The sequence below is a fragment of the Schaalia sp. HMT-172 genome (assembly GCF_030644365.1).
Taxonomy (GTDB): domain Bacteria; phylum Actinomycetota; class Actinomycetes; order Actinomycetales; family Actinomycetaceae; genus Pauljensenia.
This window is the reverse complement of sequence record NZ_CP130058.1, coordinates 1,632,604-1,645,330: the sequence shown is the minus strand read 5'-3', so window position 1 is coordinate 1,645,330 and position 12,727 is coordinate 1,632,604. Positions and strand designations below refer to the sequence as shown.

The window sequence follows — 12,727 nt, the reverse complement described above, 5'->3', positions numbered from 1 at the left end:
GCCTAGCCGTTGTTGGGCGCTGTGGTGCGCGGGCACCCGTACACTGGAGGGTATGAAGTTATCGATCTCGTGCGCCTCGGACCTTGTGTGCGCGGTTGTGGGCCCCACGGCCTCGGGCAAGTCGGACCTGGCCTTGGAGCTCGCGTGCCAGCTTCCGGGCGCCCTGGGGGCGCGCGGGGCGGGGGAGATCGTCTCTGCGGACGCCCTGCAGCTGTACCGGGGGATGGACGTGGGCACCGCGAAGACCCCGGTCGATGAGCGCCGGGGGATCGCCCACCACCAGATCGACGTGCTGGAGGTGCGCGACGAGGCGTCGGTGGCTGCCTACCAGAAGCACGCGCGCGCCGACGTGGCGGGCATTCACGCCCGGGGCGGGGTCGCCGTGGTCGCGGGAGGATCGGGACTGTATCAGCGGGCGCTCCTGGACGTCATTGACTTCCCGGGGACGGACCCGGGCGTGCGCTCCCGCCTCGAGGAAGAAGCCGCCGGTGCGTTGGGCTCTCGTGGACTGCATGATCGCCTCACCCGGCTGGACCCCGTGTCCGCCGCGCGCATCGACCCGCACAACGCGCGCCGCATCGTGCGCGCCCTGGAGGTCATCGAGCTGACGGGGCGCCCGTATTCGGCGTCGATGCCCCGCCACGAGTTCGCGGCACCCGCCCTCATGGTGGCGCTGCGCCGCCCGATGGACGAACTCGACGAGAGGATCGCGGTGCGCACCCGCGCCATGATGGCGGGCGGCCTGATCGAGGAGGTACGCGCCCTCATCGACGTCGGCCTGCGCGAGGCGAAGACAGCGTCGCGTGCGACGGGCTACGCGCAGGCGCTCGCGGTCATCGACGGGGACATGAGCGAGGACGAGGCGGTGGACTCTATCGCGCTGGCCACCCGGCAGCTGGCGCGCCGCCAGGTCAAGTGGCTGCGCCCGGACCCGCGCGTGCACTGGCTGGACGTGGGGACGTTCGCCTCGGACGAGGCCGTGGCATCCCACGTGGTCGAGCTGGCGAGACGGGCGGCCGAGCAGGCGCTGGGACGCTCGTAACACGCTCGGCGGCTGCGCGGCTTTGACGCTCACGCTACGGTGGGTCCATGACGAACTCGCAGCTTCCCTCCCACGCGCGCGTCGTGAAGGCTCACGGCGCCGGCAATTCTTTCGTCGTGGCCACCGACCGCTTCGACGAGGACAATCCGAGCGAAGCGCAGGTCGCGGCCCTGTGCTCCCCGGCGTTCGGGATCGGGGCGGATGGCTTCATCCGGGCAGTCGAACGCGATGGCGTGTGGTTCATGGATTACCGCAACGCGGACGGTTCGAAGGCGGAGATGTGCGGCAACGGAGTGAGGGTTTTCGTCGACCACCTGCGCCGCGAGGGCCTCGTCGATCTGCCGGTCGGCCAGACCCTGGACGTGGCCACGCGCGGGGGCATCAAGCGGGTGACCCCCGAGGCCGACGACGAGGGTGCGGGCGCGCGCTACCGCGTCGACATGGGGCCGGCGGCCTCCCCGGCGCGCGAGACGATTCAGGTGAGCATCCCCGGCATCGACGGGGTTCTCGGCGGCATCTGGGTGGATATGCCCAACCCGCACACGGTCGTTGAGCTCGCCGACGAGTCCGCCCTGCGCGGGGTGTTTCTGCCCACCGTCGACGTCTCCCTCATTCCGCCGGCTGCGCGCCCCTCTTACGACCCTGCGCCGCACTTGGGCACGAACCTCGAGCTGGTCGTGGACCTGACCCAGCCCGGGGCGGACGTGGGGCACATCGCCATGCGTGTCCTCGAGCGCGGCGTTGGTGAGACCCAGGCGTGCGGCACCGGATGCTGCGCGGCCGCACTGGCCACCGCCCTGCGCCGGGGCCCCGGCGCCCCCACCCAGTGGGTTGTCGACGTCCCCGGGGGCACGGTGAGCGTGGGCCTCGACGGCGTCATCGACTGGTCCGGCGACCGACCCCGGATCACGGACGCGTCGGTGTTCCTCACCGGCCCCGCGACCCGGGTCGCGGAGATCCGCCTATCCTGACGGTGGTCCCACGACAACGACGCCGGAGAGCGTGACGCGGCCCCGGCCTCGTCGAAGCGGAGGAAAGCCTTACGCGGGACGCGCCTCGATGATGCGGAATCCCTTCTTCGACGCGAACTTTGAGGCCTCGAAGCCCTGACCGTTCAGCCAGGCGATGAGGGAGTCCGCGCCCAGGTTACGCTGGACGACCAGGTAGGCGACGCCGGTGGGCGCGAGCCTGCCCAGCCACGCCGCCAGCATCTCGTGCATCGCCTCCTTGCCGATGCGCACGGGCGGATTCGACCAGATGACGTCGAAGCGCGTGTCCGACTCGATGGAGGCGGCGAGCGCGTCATCCGCCTTGAGGGTGCGCACGCCCCGCGCCCCGTTGGCGGCGGCGTTGCGCTGCGTCAGATCCAGGGCGCGCGAGTTCACGTCGACGGCCCACACGGTGGCCCCCGGCGACTCTCGCGACATGACGGTCGCGATCGGACCCCAGCCGCAGCCCAGATCCAGGAAGGTTCCGTCCTCGGGCAGGTCGGGCGCAACCGAGAGCAGCTGACGGGTCCCCAGGTCCAGCTTGGACCCGGAAAAAACGCGCGAGGACACGCGCATCGACAGGTCGAAGCCGCGCGCGCTCACCTCGATGACGTGAGTCTCGTCGGCGCTCGCGGGGGCAGAGTCGGTGAAGTACTGTTCGTCCACGGAAGAAAGCCTATCGCGCCCGCGCGCGCAGACGCAGATGGGGGCGGCGCGTGCGACACTGGAAGCCCCCCACGTGAAGGACGGACATGGACACGACCCCCACCGATTCGACCGCGGAACGCGACCAGCGCGTCAACGACGTCGTCGCGCGCATCCTCGCGCGCTCGGGAACTGCGCTCGCATCGACCGCGGGGCAGGACAATTCGGGGGATGCCGGTGCGCTCGAACGCGAGGCCCGCGCGGGAACGCGCCGCGTCGACACGGGTGCCTCCGACCGTGAGGACATCTCCGAGGTCGAATACCGCCAGGTGCGACTCGAAAAGGTCGTCCTCGTGGGCCTGCGCACCACGCAGAGCGAGGAGGAGGCGGAGAACTCGCTGCGCGAGCTCGCCGCGCTGGCGGAGACCGCGGGTTCGCGCGTGCTCGACGGCATCATCCAGCGCCGTATGAAGCCGGACCCCGCGACCTACCTGGGGTCGGGTAAGGCTCGCGAGCTGGCTGACATCGTGCGCGCCGTGGAGGCCGACACCGTCATCGTCGACGAGGAGCTGGCGCCCTCCCAGCGCCGCGGGCTGGAGGACGTCGTCGACGCCAAGGTCGTCGACCGCACGGCGCTGATCCTCGACATTTTCGCTCAGCACGCCAAGTCCCGTGAGGGCAAGGCGCAGGTGGAGCTCGCCCAGCTGGAGTATCTGCTTCCGCGTCTGCGCGGCTGGGGCGAGTCGATGTCTCGTCAGGCCGGCGGCCGCGTCGCGGGCGGCGCGGGTATCGGTTCCAGGGGCCCGGGTGAGACCAAGATCGAGCTGGATCGTCGCCGCATCCGCACGCGCATGGCGAAGCTGCGCGCGGACATCGCGCGCATGGAACCCGCCCGGCGCACGCAGCGCAACGCGCGTCGGCGCGGGGGCGTGCCGTCGGTGGCGATCGCCGGGTATACGAACGCCGGCAAGTCGACGCTCCTCAATCGCCTGACGGACGCGGGGGTGCTCGTCCAGGACGCGCTGTTCGCCACCCTCGACCCGACCGTGCGGCGGGCCCGCGCCGCCGACGGGCGCGAGTACACGCTCACTGACACGGTCGGCTTCGTTCGCAACCTGCCCACCCAGCTGGTCGAGGCCTTCCGCTCCACGCTGGAGGAAGTGGGCCAGGCCGACGTCATCTTGCACGTTGTGGATGCAGCCCACCCGGACCCTGTCTCGCAGGTCCAGGCCGTGCGCGCCGTCATCGATACGATCGAGGGGGCCTCGGACATCCCCGAGTTGATCGCCCTGAACAAGGCCGACCTGGCCTCGCCCGAGCAGATCGCGCTGCTGCGCACGGTGTTCCCCCGCGCTGTTCCCCTGAGCGCCCACACCGGGTGGGGTGTGGACGCGCTGCGCGTCGCGCTCGAGGATATGCTGCCCCGGCCTCGGGTCGCCGTCGACGCGATCCTGCCGTACTCGGCGGGTTCCCTCGTGCACAGGATCCACGAGGAGGGCGAGGTGGAGCGTGAGGAATACGTGGACGCTGGAACTCGCATCGTGGCCCGCGTCGACGAGGCGCTGGCGGCCGTCATCGCCCGCGCGGCGGTGGGTGGCACCGTGGGTGAGGCGGCGGTGAGCGGGCAGTGAGCGAGGACCTGGTCGAGGCCTCGGGGCGCGTCCTCGACGCGGTCGTCACCTCGATGGGCGGGTCCGCGCGTGAGGGGCAGGCATCGATGGTCGCCGAGGGGGCCGCCGCGCTGGAGGCCCGCGAGCACCTGTTGGTGCAGGCGGGTACGGGCACGGGCAAGTCACTGGGCTACCTGGTGCCCCTGCTGACGCACTGCGCGGTGAGCGGTGTGCGCGGGCTCGTCTCGACGGCGACGCTTGCGCTGCAGCGCCAGATCCTCGTCAAGGATGCGCCGGTGGCCGTCGACGCGGTCGCCTCGGCGACGGGCGCGCGCCTGAAGGTCGCGGTACTCAAGGGCTGGTCGAACTACGCCTGCATGCACAAGCTGGACGGCGGGTACCCCACGGAGGGCACCCTGTTCGAAGACCGGGACATCGGAGCCGGCCCGACGGGCGAGCTCGGCAAGGAAATCCTGCGCATCCGCGAGTGGATCAGCGAGACCACGACGGGGGACCGCGACGACCTGGTTCCGGGCGTTTCGGATCGCGCCTGGCACCACGCGTCGGTTGCGAAGCCCGAGTGCCTGGGCAAGCACTGCCCGCTTGTTGACGAGTGCTTCGCGCAGGCGGCTCGCGTGGAAGCCGCGGACGCGGACGTTGTCGTCACGAACCACTCCCTGTTCGGTATCAACGCGTGCGGGGAGGGCGAGCTTTTCGGCGAGTACGATGCCGTCGTCATCGACGAGGCCCACGAGTTGGCCGACCGCGTGCGCTCCCAGGCGGCAGCCGACCTGACGGTGGCGCGCGTGAGCCGCGTGGCGCGCTCCCTGCGCTCGAATCTCTCGATCGATTCCACCGACTTGGACGAGGCCGGGGCGGGCCTGGGCGCGGCAATGGCACCCCTGGAGGAGGGGCTCCTGGAGTATCGGCCGGGCGCGCTCGTGGATGCGATGGTCGTGCTGGATGGCGCGGCCCGGCGCGCCAGCCATGAGGTGTCCGACGCCCAGGGCGAGCCCGCCGCGAAGCTCCTCGCCCGCGCGGCCATCGACGAGCTGATCGGCGCTCTTGACGCGTGGGGACGCGACCCCGATCAGTCGATCGCCTACATCACGAAGGATGAGTCCGACAACGCCCGCCTGACGGTGGGCCCCCTCGACGTGTCGGGGGCGATCGGCGGGGTCGGTATCGGCGAGCGAGGCGCGATCCTGACCTCGGCGACCCTTGCCCTCGGCGGCAACTTCGACGTCATGGCCGCCGCCACCGGGATGGCCGTGACGGGCGTGCCTTGGCACGGCATTGATGTGGGCTCTCCCTTCGACCATGCCCGCCAGGGTATCCGTTACGTGGCCACCCACCTGCCCCTGCCCGGGCGCGATGGTCCCTCCGAGCAACTGCTGGATGAGCTCGTGGAACTCGCCGAGGCCTCGGGGGGCGGGGTCCTCGCGCTCTTCGCCTCACGCAGGGGGGCTCAGGCCGGGGCGCAGGCTCTGCGTGAGCGTACCGACCTGACGGTCTACCTCCAGGGGGAGGAGACGCTCGCGCAGCTGATCCGGCGTTTCCGGGACGAACGCGACTCGTGTCTGGTTGGCACGATGTCCCTGTGGCAGGGCGTGGACGTGGCTGGGGAGGCGTGTCGCCTGGTCGTCATCGACAAGATCCCATTCCCGCGCCCGGATGACCCGGTCTCGCGCGCCCGGTCGATGGACGTCGAACGCCGGGGAGGAAACGGCTTCATGTCCGTCTCTCTCACGCATGCGGCCCTCATGATGGCCCAGGGGACGGGACGTCTCCTGCGCTCGACGAGCGACCGCGGCGTCGTCGCGATCCTCGACCCGCGCGTGGTGACCAAGCGTTACGGGGCCTTCATTATGCGGTCCCTGCCCGCCATGTGGCCGACCACGGATCCGCAGGTCGTTCGGGGGGCCTTGAGGCGTTTGAACGGCGAGGGCGTTCAGTAGGTGAAAGAGTGGTTTCGCACACGTGAAAAGTCGTGTAAATTAACCATTAGGCCTCCCACGACCTGCAGCAATGGAAGCGCCTGCTCACACTAGGAGAGACACGTGGAAAACAAAGCGCAGACCCTGTACCCCTCGAAGTCCTCTGGACGTCCCTCAAAGATCGCCATCATCGGTGCTGGCGCCGTTGGTACCGCCGTCGCGTATGCGTGTGCGATGCGTGGCGATGCTCGCTCGATCGTCCTCCAAGACATCAACAAGCCGAAGGTCGAGGCCGAGGCCCTCGACATGGCGCACGGCATCCAGTTCACCCCCGCCGGTTCGATTGAGGGTTCCGACGACGTCGAGATCGTGCGCGGTTCCGACCTCATCATCATCACGGCTGGCGCGAAGCAGCAGCCCGGCCAGTCCCGCCTGGAGCTGGCCGGCTCGACGGTCAACCTCATGAAGAAGATCGTCCCGAACCTTCAGAACGTGGCGCCCGACGCTCGATTCATGTTCGTGACCAACCCGGTCGACGTCGTCACCTACGTGGCGCTCAAGCTCACGGGCATGCCCCGCAACCAGGTCTTCGGCTCGGGCACGGTGCTCGACACCTCCCGTCTGCGCTACCTCGTCTCGCGCGAGACCGGCGTGGCCACGCAGAACATTCACGCCTACGTGGCCGGCGAGCACGGCGACTCCGAGGTCGCCCTGTGGTCCAGCGCAGAGATCGGCAACGTGCCCCTGTCGCAGTGGGGACCGACGCTGAGCGGCGGCGTCTTCGACTCGGCCCTGCGTAACTCCATTGCGCAGGAGGTCGTCCAGTCCGCCTACAAGATCATCGAGGGCAAGGGTGCGACGAACTACGCGATCGGCCTGTCCGCTGCGAACATCGCGGGCGCGGTCCTGCGCGACGAGCAGCGCGTCCTGACCATCTCGACGCTGCTCGAGGATTGGGAGGGCATCTCGGACGTCGTCATGGCCGCCCCGACGATCGTCGGACGCGACGGCGCGGGACGCGTTCTGAACCCGCCGCTGACCCTCAACGAGCGTGACGGCCTGACCGCTTCGGCCGAGCGCCTGCGTCAGGTGGCCCGCGACCTGGGCTTCTGAGCCTGTCACGCCTTCGCTAATGGCGCCGACCCCGGCTGGGGTCGGCGCCATTAGTATGAATGGGGAGTCAGAGGGAGCGGATGACGGTGACGACCTTGCCGAGGATGGTGGCTTCGTCGCCGGGAATGGGGGAGTAGTCAGGGTTGTGGGGCAGGAGCCACACGTGTCCGCCCGTGATGGAGAGTTCCTTGACGGTGGCCTCGCCATCGATCATGGCGGCCACGAATTCTCCGTTGCGCGCATCGTTTTGGGAGCGGATGACGACGTAGTCTCCGTCGAAGATTCCGGCATTGATCATGGACTGTCCGCTGACCTCGAGCATGAAGAGGTCTCCGTGCCCCGTCATGGAGGTGGGCAGATGGAACACGTCCTCGACGTGCTGCTCAGCTGTGATGGGCGAGCCCGCCGCGATGCGGCCGACGAGTGGGATCGCCGTGCCCTCTTCCTCCACGTGGGAGACGGGGATTTCGATGCGGACGATGGGGGAGGGAGCGGGCGCCTCGATGCCGAGCTCACTGCGCGCCTTGTCGGTCAGGTCGAGGGCGCGCGGCAGACCTGGTTCGCGGGCGAGGTAGCCCTGCGCCTCGAGTGCGTCGAGGTGGTGTTTGACGGTGGAGGGGGACGCCAAGCCGACCGCGGATGCGATCTCGCGCACAGAGGGAGGGAAGCCGCTCGAATCGAGTTTTTCGTTGATAACTCGCAGAATCGCGCGGTGCCGATCGCTGATCGAACGCTCGGTCATGGGTGCTCCTCCGTGGTTGATGGACGCAGATGTGCATGGGTGGTCGTCCACTGGTTACGTCAAGTTTAAGCCGAATTGGCGGGAAATGAAACATATGTTCGAGTGTGCCTCGACATTTGTTTCTCGCCATGCTATCGTACAGGTGTTCGACGAACATGTGTTCGATATCGTTTCTCTGGAGGTCGTCATGAGTGTTTCCTTCGCTACCAAGCCTGCCGTCTCGTTCCCGGCGCGCCGCTCGCCGATGCGGGTGGCGCAGGATGCGCCCCTGGCCACTGTTCGCGACATTTCCTCGGCCCCGTCTGCGCGTCGCCGCGTGGAGGCGCAGCGCGGTGATGATCCGTCGTTCCTGCGGGTTCCGGCCGTGCCTCGTCGTTCGGTTCGCTCCTCCCGGCGCGGGATCGTCGTCGGGACTCTCGCAACGCTCGTGCTGTCGATCGGCGCCGGTGCCCTCGGTCTGGCCCTCCAGCCCGCGGTGTACGACGGGCCGACGGTCGTGAAGGCGGCCGTCAGCGGCGACTCGGTCTGGTCGCTCGCACAGGGGGTGAAGAGCGAACGTCCCCTCGAGGAAATCGTCTCGGATATCGAACGTCTTAACGATCTGAGCGGGGCCCTGCAGCCGGGTCAGCGCGTCGTCGTGCCCGTCCGGTAACGGTGACAGGTGGGACTCCTGTGACAGGTCAGTGTCTGAGCGTGTACCGTTGAAGGGTGCACTGCCCTTTCTGCCATAACCCTGATTCGCGCGTCGTCGATACGCGCATCGCGGATGACGGCGCCTCGATTCGGCGCCGTCGCGAGTGCACGCACTGCAAGAAACGCTTTACGACCCTGGAGACGTCGTCGTTCCAGGTCGTCAAGCGCTCCGGAGTCGTCGAATCCTTCTCGCGCAACAAGGTCGTCTCCGGCGTGAAAAAAGCCTGCCAGGGCAGGCCCGTCTCCGACGATCAGCTCGCCATCCTCGCCCAGCAAGTCGAGGAGAAACTGCGCTCCACCGGCGTGTCCAACGTGTCGACCAACGAGGTGGGAAAGGCCATCCTGCCCTTCCTGCGTGACCTGGACGTCATCGCCTACCTGCGCTTTGCATCCGTCTATCGTGCCTTCGACACCCTCGAGGATTTCGAGGACGCGATCCAGGCGTTGCGTGAGCGCTTGCAGACCCCAGTGGCACCCGATGAGGTGGGTGAGGAGCCCGTCAGCGCTTCCGCGCCTACCAAGAAGCCCCGCAAGACGCGCGCGAGTCGCAAGCGCGCGGCCGGGCCGACCCTCCTCGGAGACGAGTAACGCCCGCATCGAAGCGATGCGGGCGTCTCGGTGGGGAGGGAGAACGGCTCCTAGTGGCGCTCCTCGTCTGTGCCATGGCCTCCCGACGTCAGCCTGCGCATGGCGGCGCTCGCCTCGCTGGTGACCTCTGAGGCCGCTTCACGCGCCTCCGCAACCTTCTCCGACATGGACTCGCGGGCCCCGGCCACGGCCTCGCGGGCGCCGGCCGCCGCCTCGGAGGCAGCTCCGCGCGCGTCCGCCACGGCCTCGGACATGGACTCGCGCGCGTCCGCAATGCGCTCCGACATGGACTCGCGTGCAGCGGAGACGGAATCTCGCGCCCCGGCCACGGCCTCGGCCACGGCTTCGCGTGCCCCGGCCACGGCCTCGGAGGTCGCCCCGCGCGCGCCCACGATCTGCTCGCGCACCTTCTTTCGCATGACCTTGCCCAGCTGGGAGCGCGGCAGCTCGCTCATGACGACGACCTGACGGGGCAGGGCGTAGTGCGCTAAAGACTTTTCCGCCCAGTTGCGCAGGTCCGTGAGCGTGACCGACGCGCCGGCCTCGAGCACGACGGCGGCGACGACATCCTCGCCGCTCTCGCCGGCGGGGACCCCCACGGCAGCCACGTCGAGGATGCCGGGCATCGTGCGCACCGCATCTTCGACCTGAGAGGGATAGACGTTGAAGCCGGAGGAGTTGATCATCTCCTTGCGTCGGTCCGCCATGTAGATAAAGCCGTCGCGCACCTGGACCAGGTCGCCCGTGCGCAGCCAGCCGTCGGCGGTGAACACCTCCGCGGTCTCCTCGTCCTGATTCCAGTACCCGGAGAAAACCTGCGGGCCGGTTGCGATGAGCTCGCCGACCGCGCCGTCCTCGACGTCGCGCGCGGGGTCCTCGGGGTCGACGATGCGCACCTGCGTGGAGGGGAAGGGAATACCCAGCGCCCCGCGCGCCCGCGAGGAGGCCAGGGGGGAACCGAGGAGAATCGGGGATGCCTCGGTCATGCCGTAGCCTTCGATCATGAGGCCGCCGGTCGCCTCCTCCCATTTGTGGGCCAGAGGCGCCGACAGGGGCATCGCGCCCGACAGGGAGAAGTGGATGGAGGACAGGTCCACGTCCGTGCCCTCGGCTGCCGCCAGCAGGCGCTCGTACATGGGGGGCACGCCCAGGAAGAACGTGCAGGGGAGTCGGCGCTGGGCGGCCAGGACCAGGGCGGTGTCGAACTTCGGGAACATGGCGACGGTCGCCCCCAGGCGCAGGCCCGCCAGGAAACCGATCGTGAAGCCGAAGGCGTGGAAGAGGGGCAGGATGCAGTAGAAGACCTCGGCACCCTCGTGCAGGACCGGCACCCACGCGATGGACTCCTCGACGTTGGCGCGCAGGTTGGCGTGCGTGAGAGCCGCCGCCTTGGGCACGCCCGTCGTGCCGCCCGTGTGGATGAGCAGGGCGACGTCGTCCATGGAGGAGGGGCACTGCCCGTCCCAGGGCGTCGCGGTACGCATTGCCCGCGACCAGGAGCGAGCCCAGGCGGGACGCGGGCTCGCGAGCTGTTCGCGCTTGGCACGCGCCGCCTTCAAGGGGAGCTTGAGCGCCATTCTCGAGGCCGTGGGAAGCGCCGTCGTCAGGTCCATGGAGAAGGTGGTGTGCCCGCGCCCGAGGAACGTCAGTTTCTCCAGGGTCTTCGACCAGGCGATGGTGACGCGTGCGCCGTGGCGCTCATATTCGCCCTGCAGCTCGCCGGAGGGTGCGAGCGGGTTGTGTTCGACGACGATGGCGCCGAGTAGCATCGTTCCGAGGACCGCGACCGCGTGCTGTGGGCAGTTGGGCATGACGAGGGCGACGCGGTCGCCGGGGCGCACGCCCGCCTGATGGAGTGCGCCCGCGCAGCGACGCATCTGTTCGGCCAGCTCGGCGTAGGTGAGCTGGCGCGCGAAAAAGTCGATGGCGGCGCGCCCCGGGTAACGGGAGGCGACCTCCAGGACCATCTCGGGGATCGGCTGGGTGGGGGTGGCGATCTCGTAGGCAACTCCGGGCGCGTAGAGCGCGCGTAGCTTCGACGTCAGGTCCATCTGTCCTCCTTTGGGGATGCTTCCCCTACGATACCGTAAGTTACGGTCCCGTTTGACCAGCTGGGAACGCGACGAAGGCGACAGTCTTACAGTGGAGTCGCGATCAGTCGGACCGTCTCGGGCAGGTGCGTGAGCTCCTCGAGCGCCTCGCGGCCAAGGCCCGCGGAGATGTCGGTGAGCACGTAGCCGACCTCGTCGACGGTGGCCAGGATCTGCGCGTCGACGTTCGCTTCGGAGGCAGCGAAGATCTGGTTGACGCGGGCCATGACGCCGGGGACGTTGCGGTGAATGAGGCGGATGCGGTAGCGCGAACGCTTGCCGACGTTCATCGTCAGGTTCGGCAGGTTCACGCTCATGTCCGTGGAACCGCTGGCCTGGTATTCGCCGATCTTGGCGGCGACGAAACGGCCGATGTCGTACTGCGCCTCCTCCGTGGAGCCGCCGATGTGGGGGGTGAGGATGACGTTGTCGAGGGTGGCCAGGGGAGAGGAGAAGGGGTCTCCGTTGGCGCGCGGCTCCTCGGGGAACACGTCGATGGCCGCGCCGCCGAGGTGTCCGGACACGAGCGCGGCGTGCAGGGCCTCCACGTCGACGACGTGTCCGCGCGAGAGGTTGATGAACAGGGTGCCCGGCTTCATGAGTTCGAACTCGGTGCGGCCGATCAGGTTCGTGTTGGACTCCTGGCCGTCGACGTGCACGGAGATGACGTCCGCTTCGCGCAGGACAGCTTCCATCGTGGGCATCTGCGTGGCGTTGCCCAGGGCGAGGCGCTCGGCGGCGTCGTAGAAGATGACGTTGAGGCCCATGGCTTCGGCCAGGACGGACAGCTGGGTGCCGATGTTGCCGTAGCCGATGATACCGAGTGTGTGCCCGCGCACCTCGTGGGCGCCGTCGGAGCTCTTATCCCACACGCCGCGGTGCAGGCGCGAGTTCTTCACGGTCACGCGGCGCGACAGGTCGATGATCTCGCCGATGGCGAGCTCGACGACGGAACGCGTGTTGGAGTAGGGGGCGTTGAAGACGGCCACACCCATGTCAGTGGCGGTGGCCAGGTCGATCTGGTTGGTGCCGATGCAAAAGGCCCCGATGGCCTTCAGGTTTGGGCGCGCGCGCAGGACCCGCTCAGTGACCTCCGTCTTGGAACGAAGCCCCAGGTAGTCCACGCCGTCGAGGGCCGTGATCAGGTCGTCCTCGGACAGGGCGCCTGTGACGCGGGTGACCTCGATACCGAACTTCGCGAAGATGTCGTCGGCGATGGGGTGCGGGTTTTCCAGAAGCAGTGCGCGTGTCATGGTTCCATCATGGCAGATGAGAGGG

Annotated in this window: 11 protein-coding genes; 7 read left to right on the top strand and 4 right to left on the bottom strand. The window is 68.7% G+C overall.

Annotated elements, in window-relative coordinates; translation table 11 throughout:
- Positions 1-52: 52 nt before the first annotated feature.
- Entirely contained in the window at positions 53-1,042 is a 990-nt protein-coding gene (gene miaA / locus QU663_RS06895) for a tRNA (adenosine(37)-N6)-dimethylallyltransferase MiaA (RefSeq protein WP_021610765.1), read from the top strand.
- Positions 1,043-1,089: 47 nt separating this feature from the next.
- Positions 1,090-2,013, top strand: coding sequence for a diaminopimelate epimerase (dapF, locus tag QU663_RS06890; protein WP_021610766.1), 924 nt, complete (start codon positions 1,090-1,092; stop codon positions 2,011-2,013).
- A 69-nt stretch (positions 2,014-2,082) separates the two neighbouring features.
- Here dapF and QU663_RS06885 read toward each other — a convergent pair whose 3' ends face one another.
- Positions 2,083-2,697 (bottom strand): class I SAM-dependent methyltransferase, encoded by a 615-nt coding sequence (locus QU663_RS06885; RefSeq protein WP_021610767.1) that lies wholly within the window; start codon positions 2,695-2,697, stop codon positions 2,083-2,085.
- A gap of 86 nt (positions 2,698-2,783) precedes the next feature.
- Here QU663_RS06885 and hflX point away from each other — a divergent pair, with 86 nt between their 5' ends.
- From hflX to QU663_RS06870, 3 genes are all read left to right on the top strand, one after another.
- Complete coding sequence (gene hflX / locus QU663_RS06880) at positions 2,784-4,307, top strand: GTPase HflX (RefSeq protein ID WP_021610768.1); 1,524 nt, start codon at positions 2,784-2,786, stop codon at positions 4,305-4,307.
- Positions 4,304-6,244 (top strand): ATP-dependent DNA helicase, encoded by a 1,941-nt coding sequence (locus tag QU663_RS06875; protein ID WP_021610769.1) that lies wholly within the window; start codon positions 4,304-4,306, stop codon positions 6,242-6,244. The genes hflX and QU663_RS06875 overlap by 4 nt, the downstream gene beginning before the upstream one ends.
- Positions 6,245-6,346: 102 nt before the next feature.
- The gene (locus QU663_RS06870) at positions 6,347-7,336 is read left to right on the top strand and encodes an L-lactate dehydrogenase (protein WP_034480144.1); all 990 of its coding nucleotides are present in this window, start codon (positions 6,347-6,349) and stop codon (positions 7,334-7,336) included.
- A 67-nt stretch (positions 7,337-7,403) separates the two neighbouring features.
- On the opposite strand, the gene lexA is transcribed toward QU663_RS06870, so the two are convergent.
- A complete protein-coding gene (gene lexA, locus QU663_RS06865; protein ID WP_009057022.1) occupies positions 7,404-8,078 on the bottom strand; it encodes a transcriptional repressor LexA in 675 nt (224 codons plus the stop codon).
- Between the two features lie 187 nt (positions 8,079-8,265).
- On the opposite strand from lexA, the gene QU663_RS06860 reads away from it, so the two are divergent.
- Together QU663_RS06860 and nrdR are read left to right on the top strand one after the other, a co-directional pair.
- Positions 8,266-8,730, top strand: a complete 465-nt coding sequence (locus tag QU663_RS06860; protein ID WP_034480148.1) for a peptidoglycan-binding protein LysM — start codon at positions 8,266-8,268, stop codon at positions 8,728-8,730.
- 56 nt (positions 8,731-8,786) lie between these two features.
- Entirely contained in the window at positions 8,787-9,359 is a 573-nt protein-coding gene (gene nrdR, locus QU663_RS06855; protein WP_021610772.1) for a transcriptional regulator NrdR, read from the top strand.
- 50 nt (positions 9,360-9,409) lie between these two features.
- Here the strand turns inward: nrdR and QU663_RS06850 are convergent, their stop codons facing one another.
- Positions 9,410-11,410 carry a long-chain-fatty-acid--CoA ligase gene (locus tag QU663_RS06850; RefSeq protein WP_021610773.1) on the bottom strand — a complete coding sequence of 667 codons (2,001 nt, stop codon included), beginning with the start codon at positions 11,408-11,410 and terminating at the stop codon, positions 9,410-9,412.
- An 86-nt stretch (positions 11,411-11,496) separates the two neighbouring features.
- Positions 11,497-12,702, bottom strand: a complete 1,206-nt coding sequence (serA, locus tag QU663_RS06845) for a phosphoglycerate dehydrogenase (protein ID WP_021610774.1) — start codon at positions 12,700-12,702, stop codon at positions 11,497-11,499.
- Positions 12,703-12,727 lie beyond the last annotated feature (25 nt).

Coding starts and splice junctions, on each gene's coding strand:
- serA (WP_021610774.1), bottom strand. CDS start 12,702: ATGACACGCGCACTGCTTCTGGAAAACCCGCACCCCATCGCCGACGAC.
- miaA (WP_021610765.1), top strand. CDS start 53: ATGAAGTTATCGATCTCGTGCGCCTCGGACCTTGTGTGCGCGGTTGTG.
- dapF (WP_021610766.1), top strand. CDS start 1,090: ATGACGAACTCGCAGCTTCCCTCCCACGCGCGCGTCGTGAAGGCTCAC.
- QU663_RS06850 (WP_021610773.1), bottom strand. CDS start 11,410: ATGGACCTGACGTCGAAGCTACGCGCGCTCTACGCGCCCGGAGTTGCC.
- lexA (WP_009057022.1), bottom strand. CDS start 8,078: ATGACCGAGCGTTCGATCAGCGATCGGCACCGCGCGATTCTGCGAGTT.
- QU663_RS06860 (WP_034480148.1), top strand. CDS start 8,266: ATGAGTGTTTCCTTCGCTACCAAGCCTGCCGTCTCGTTCCCGGCGCGC.
- hflX (WP_021610768.1), top strand. CDS start 2,784: ATGGACACGACCCCCACCGATTCGACCGCGGAACGCGACCAGCGCGTC.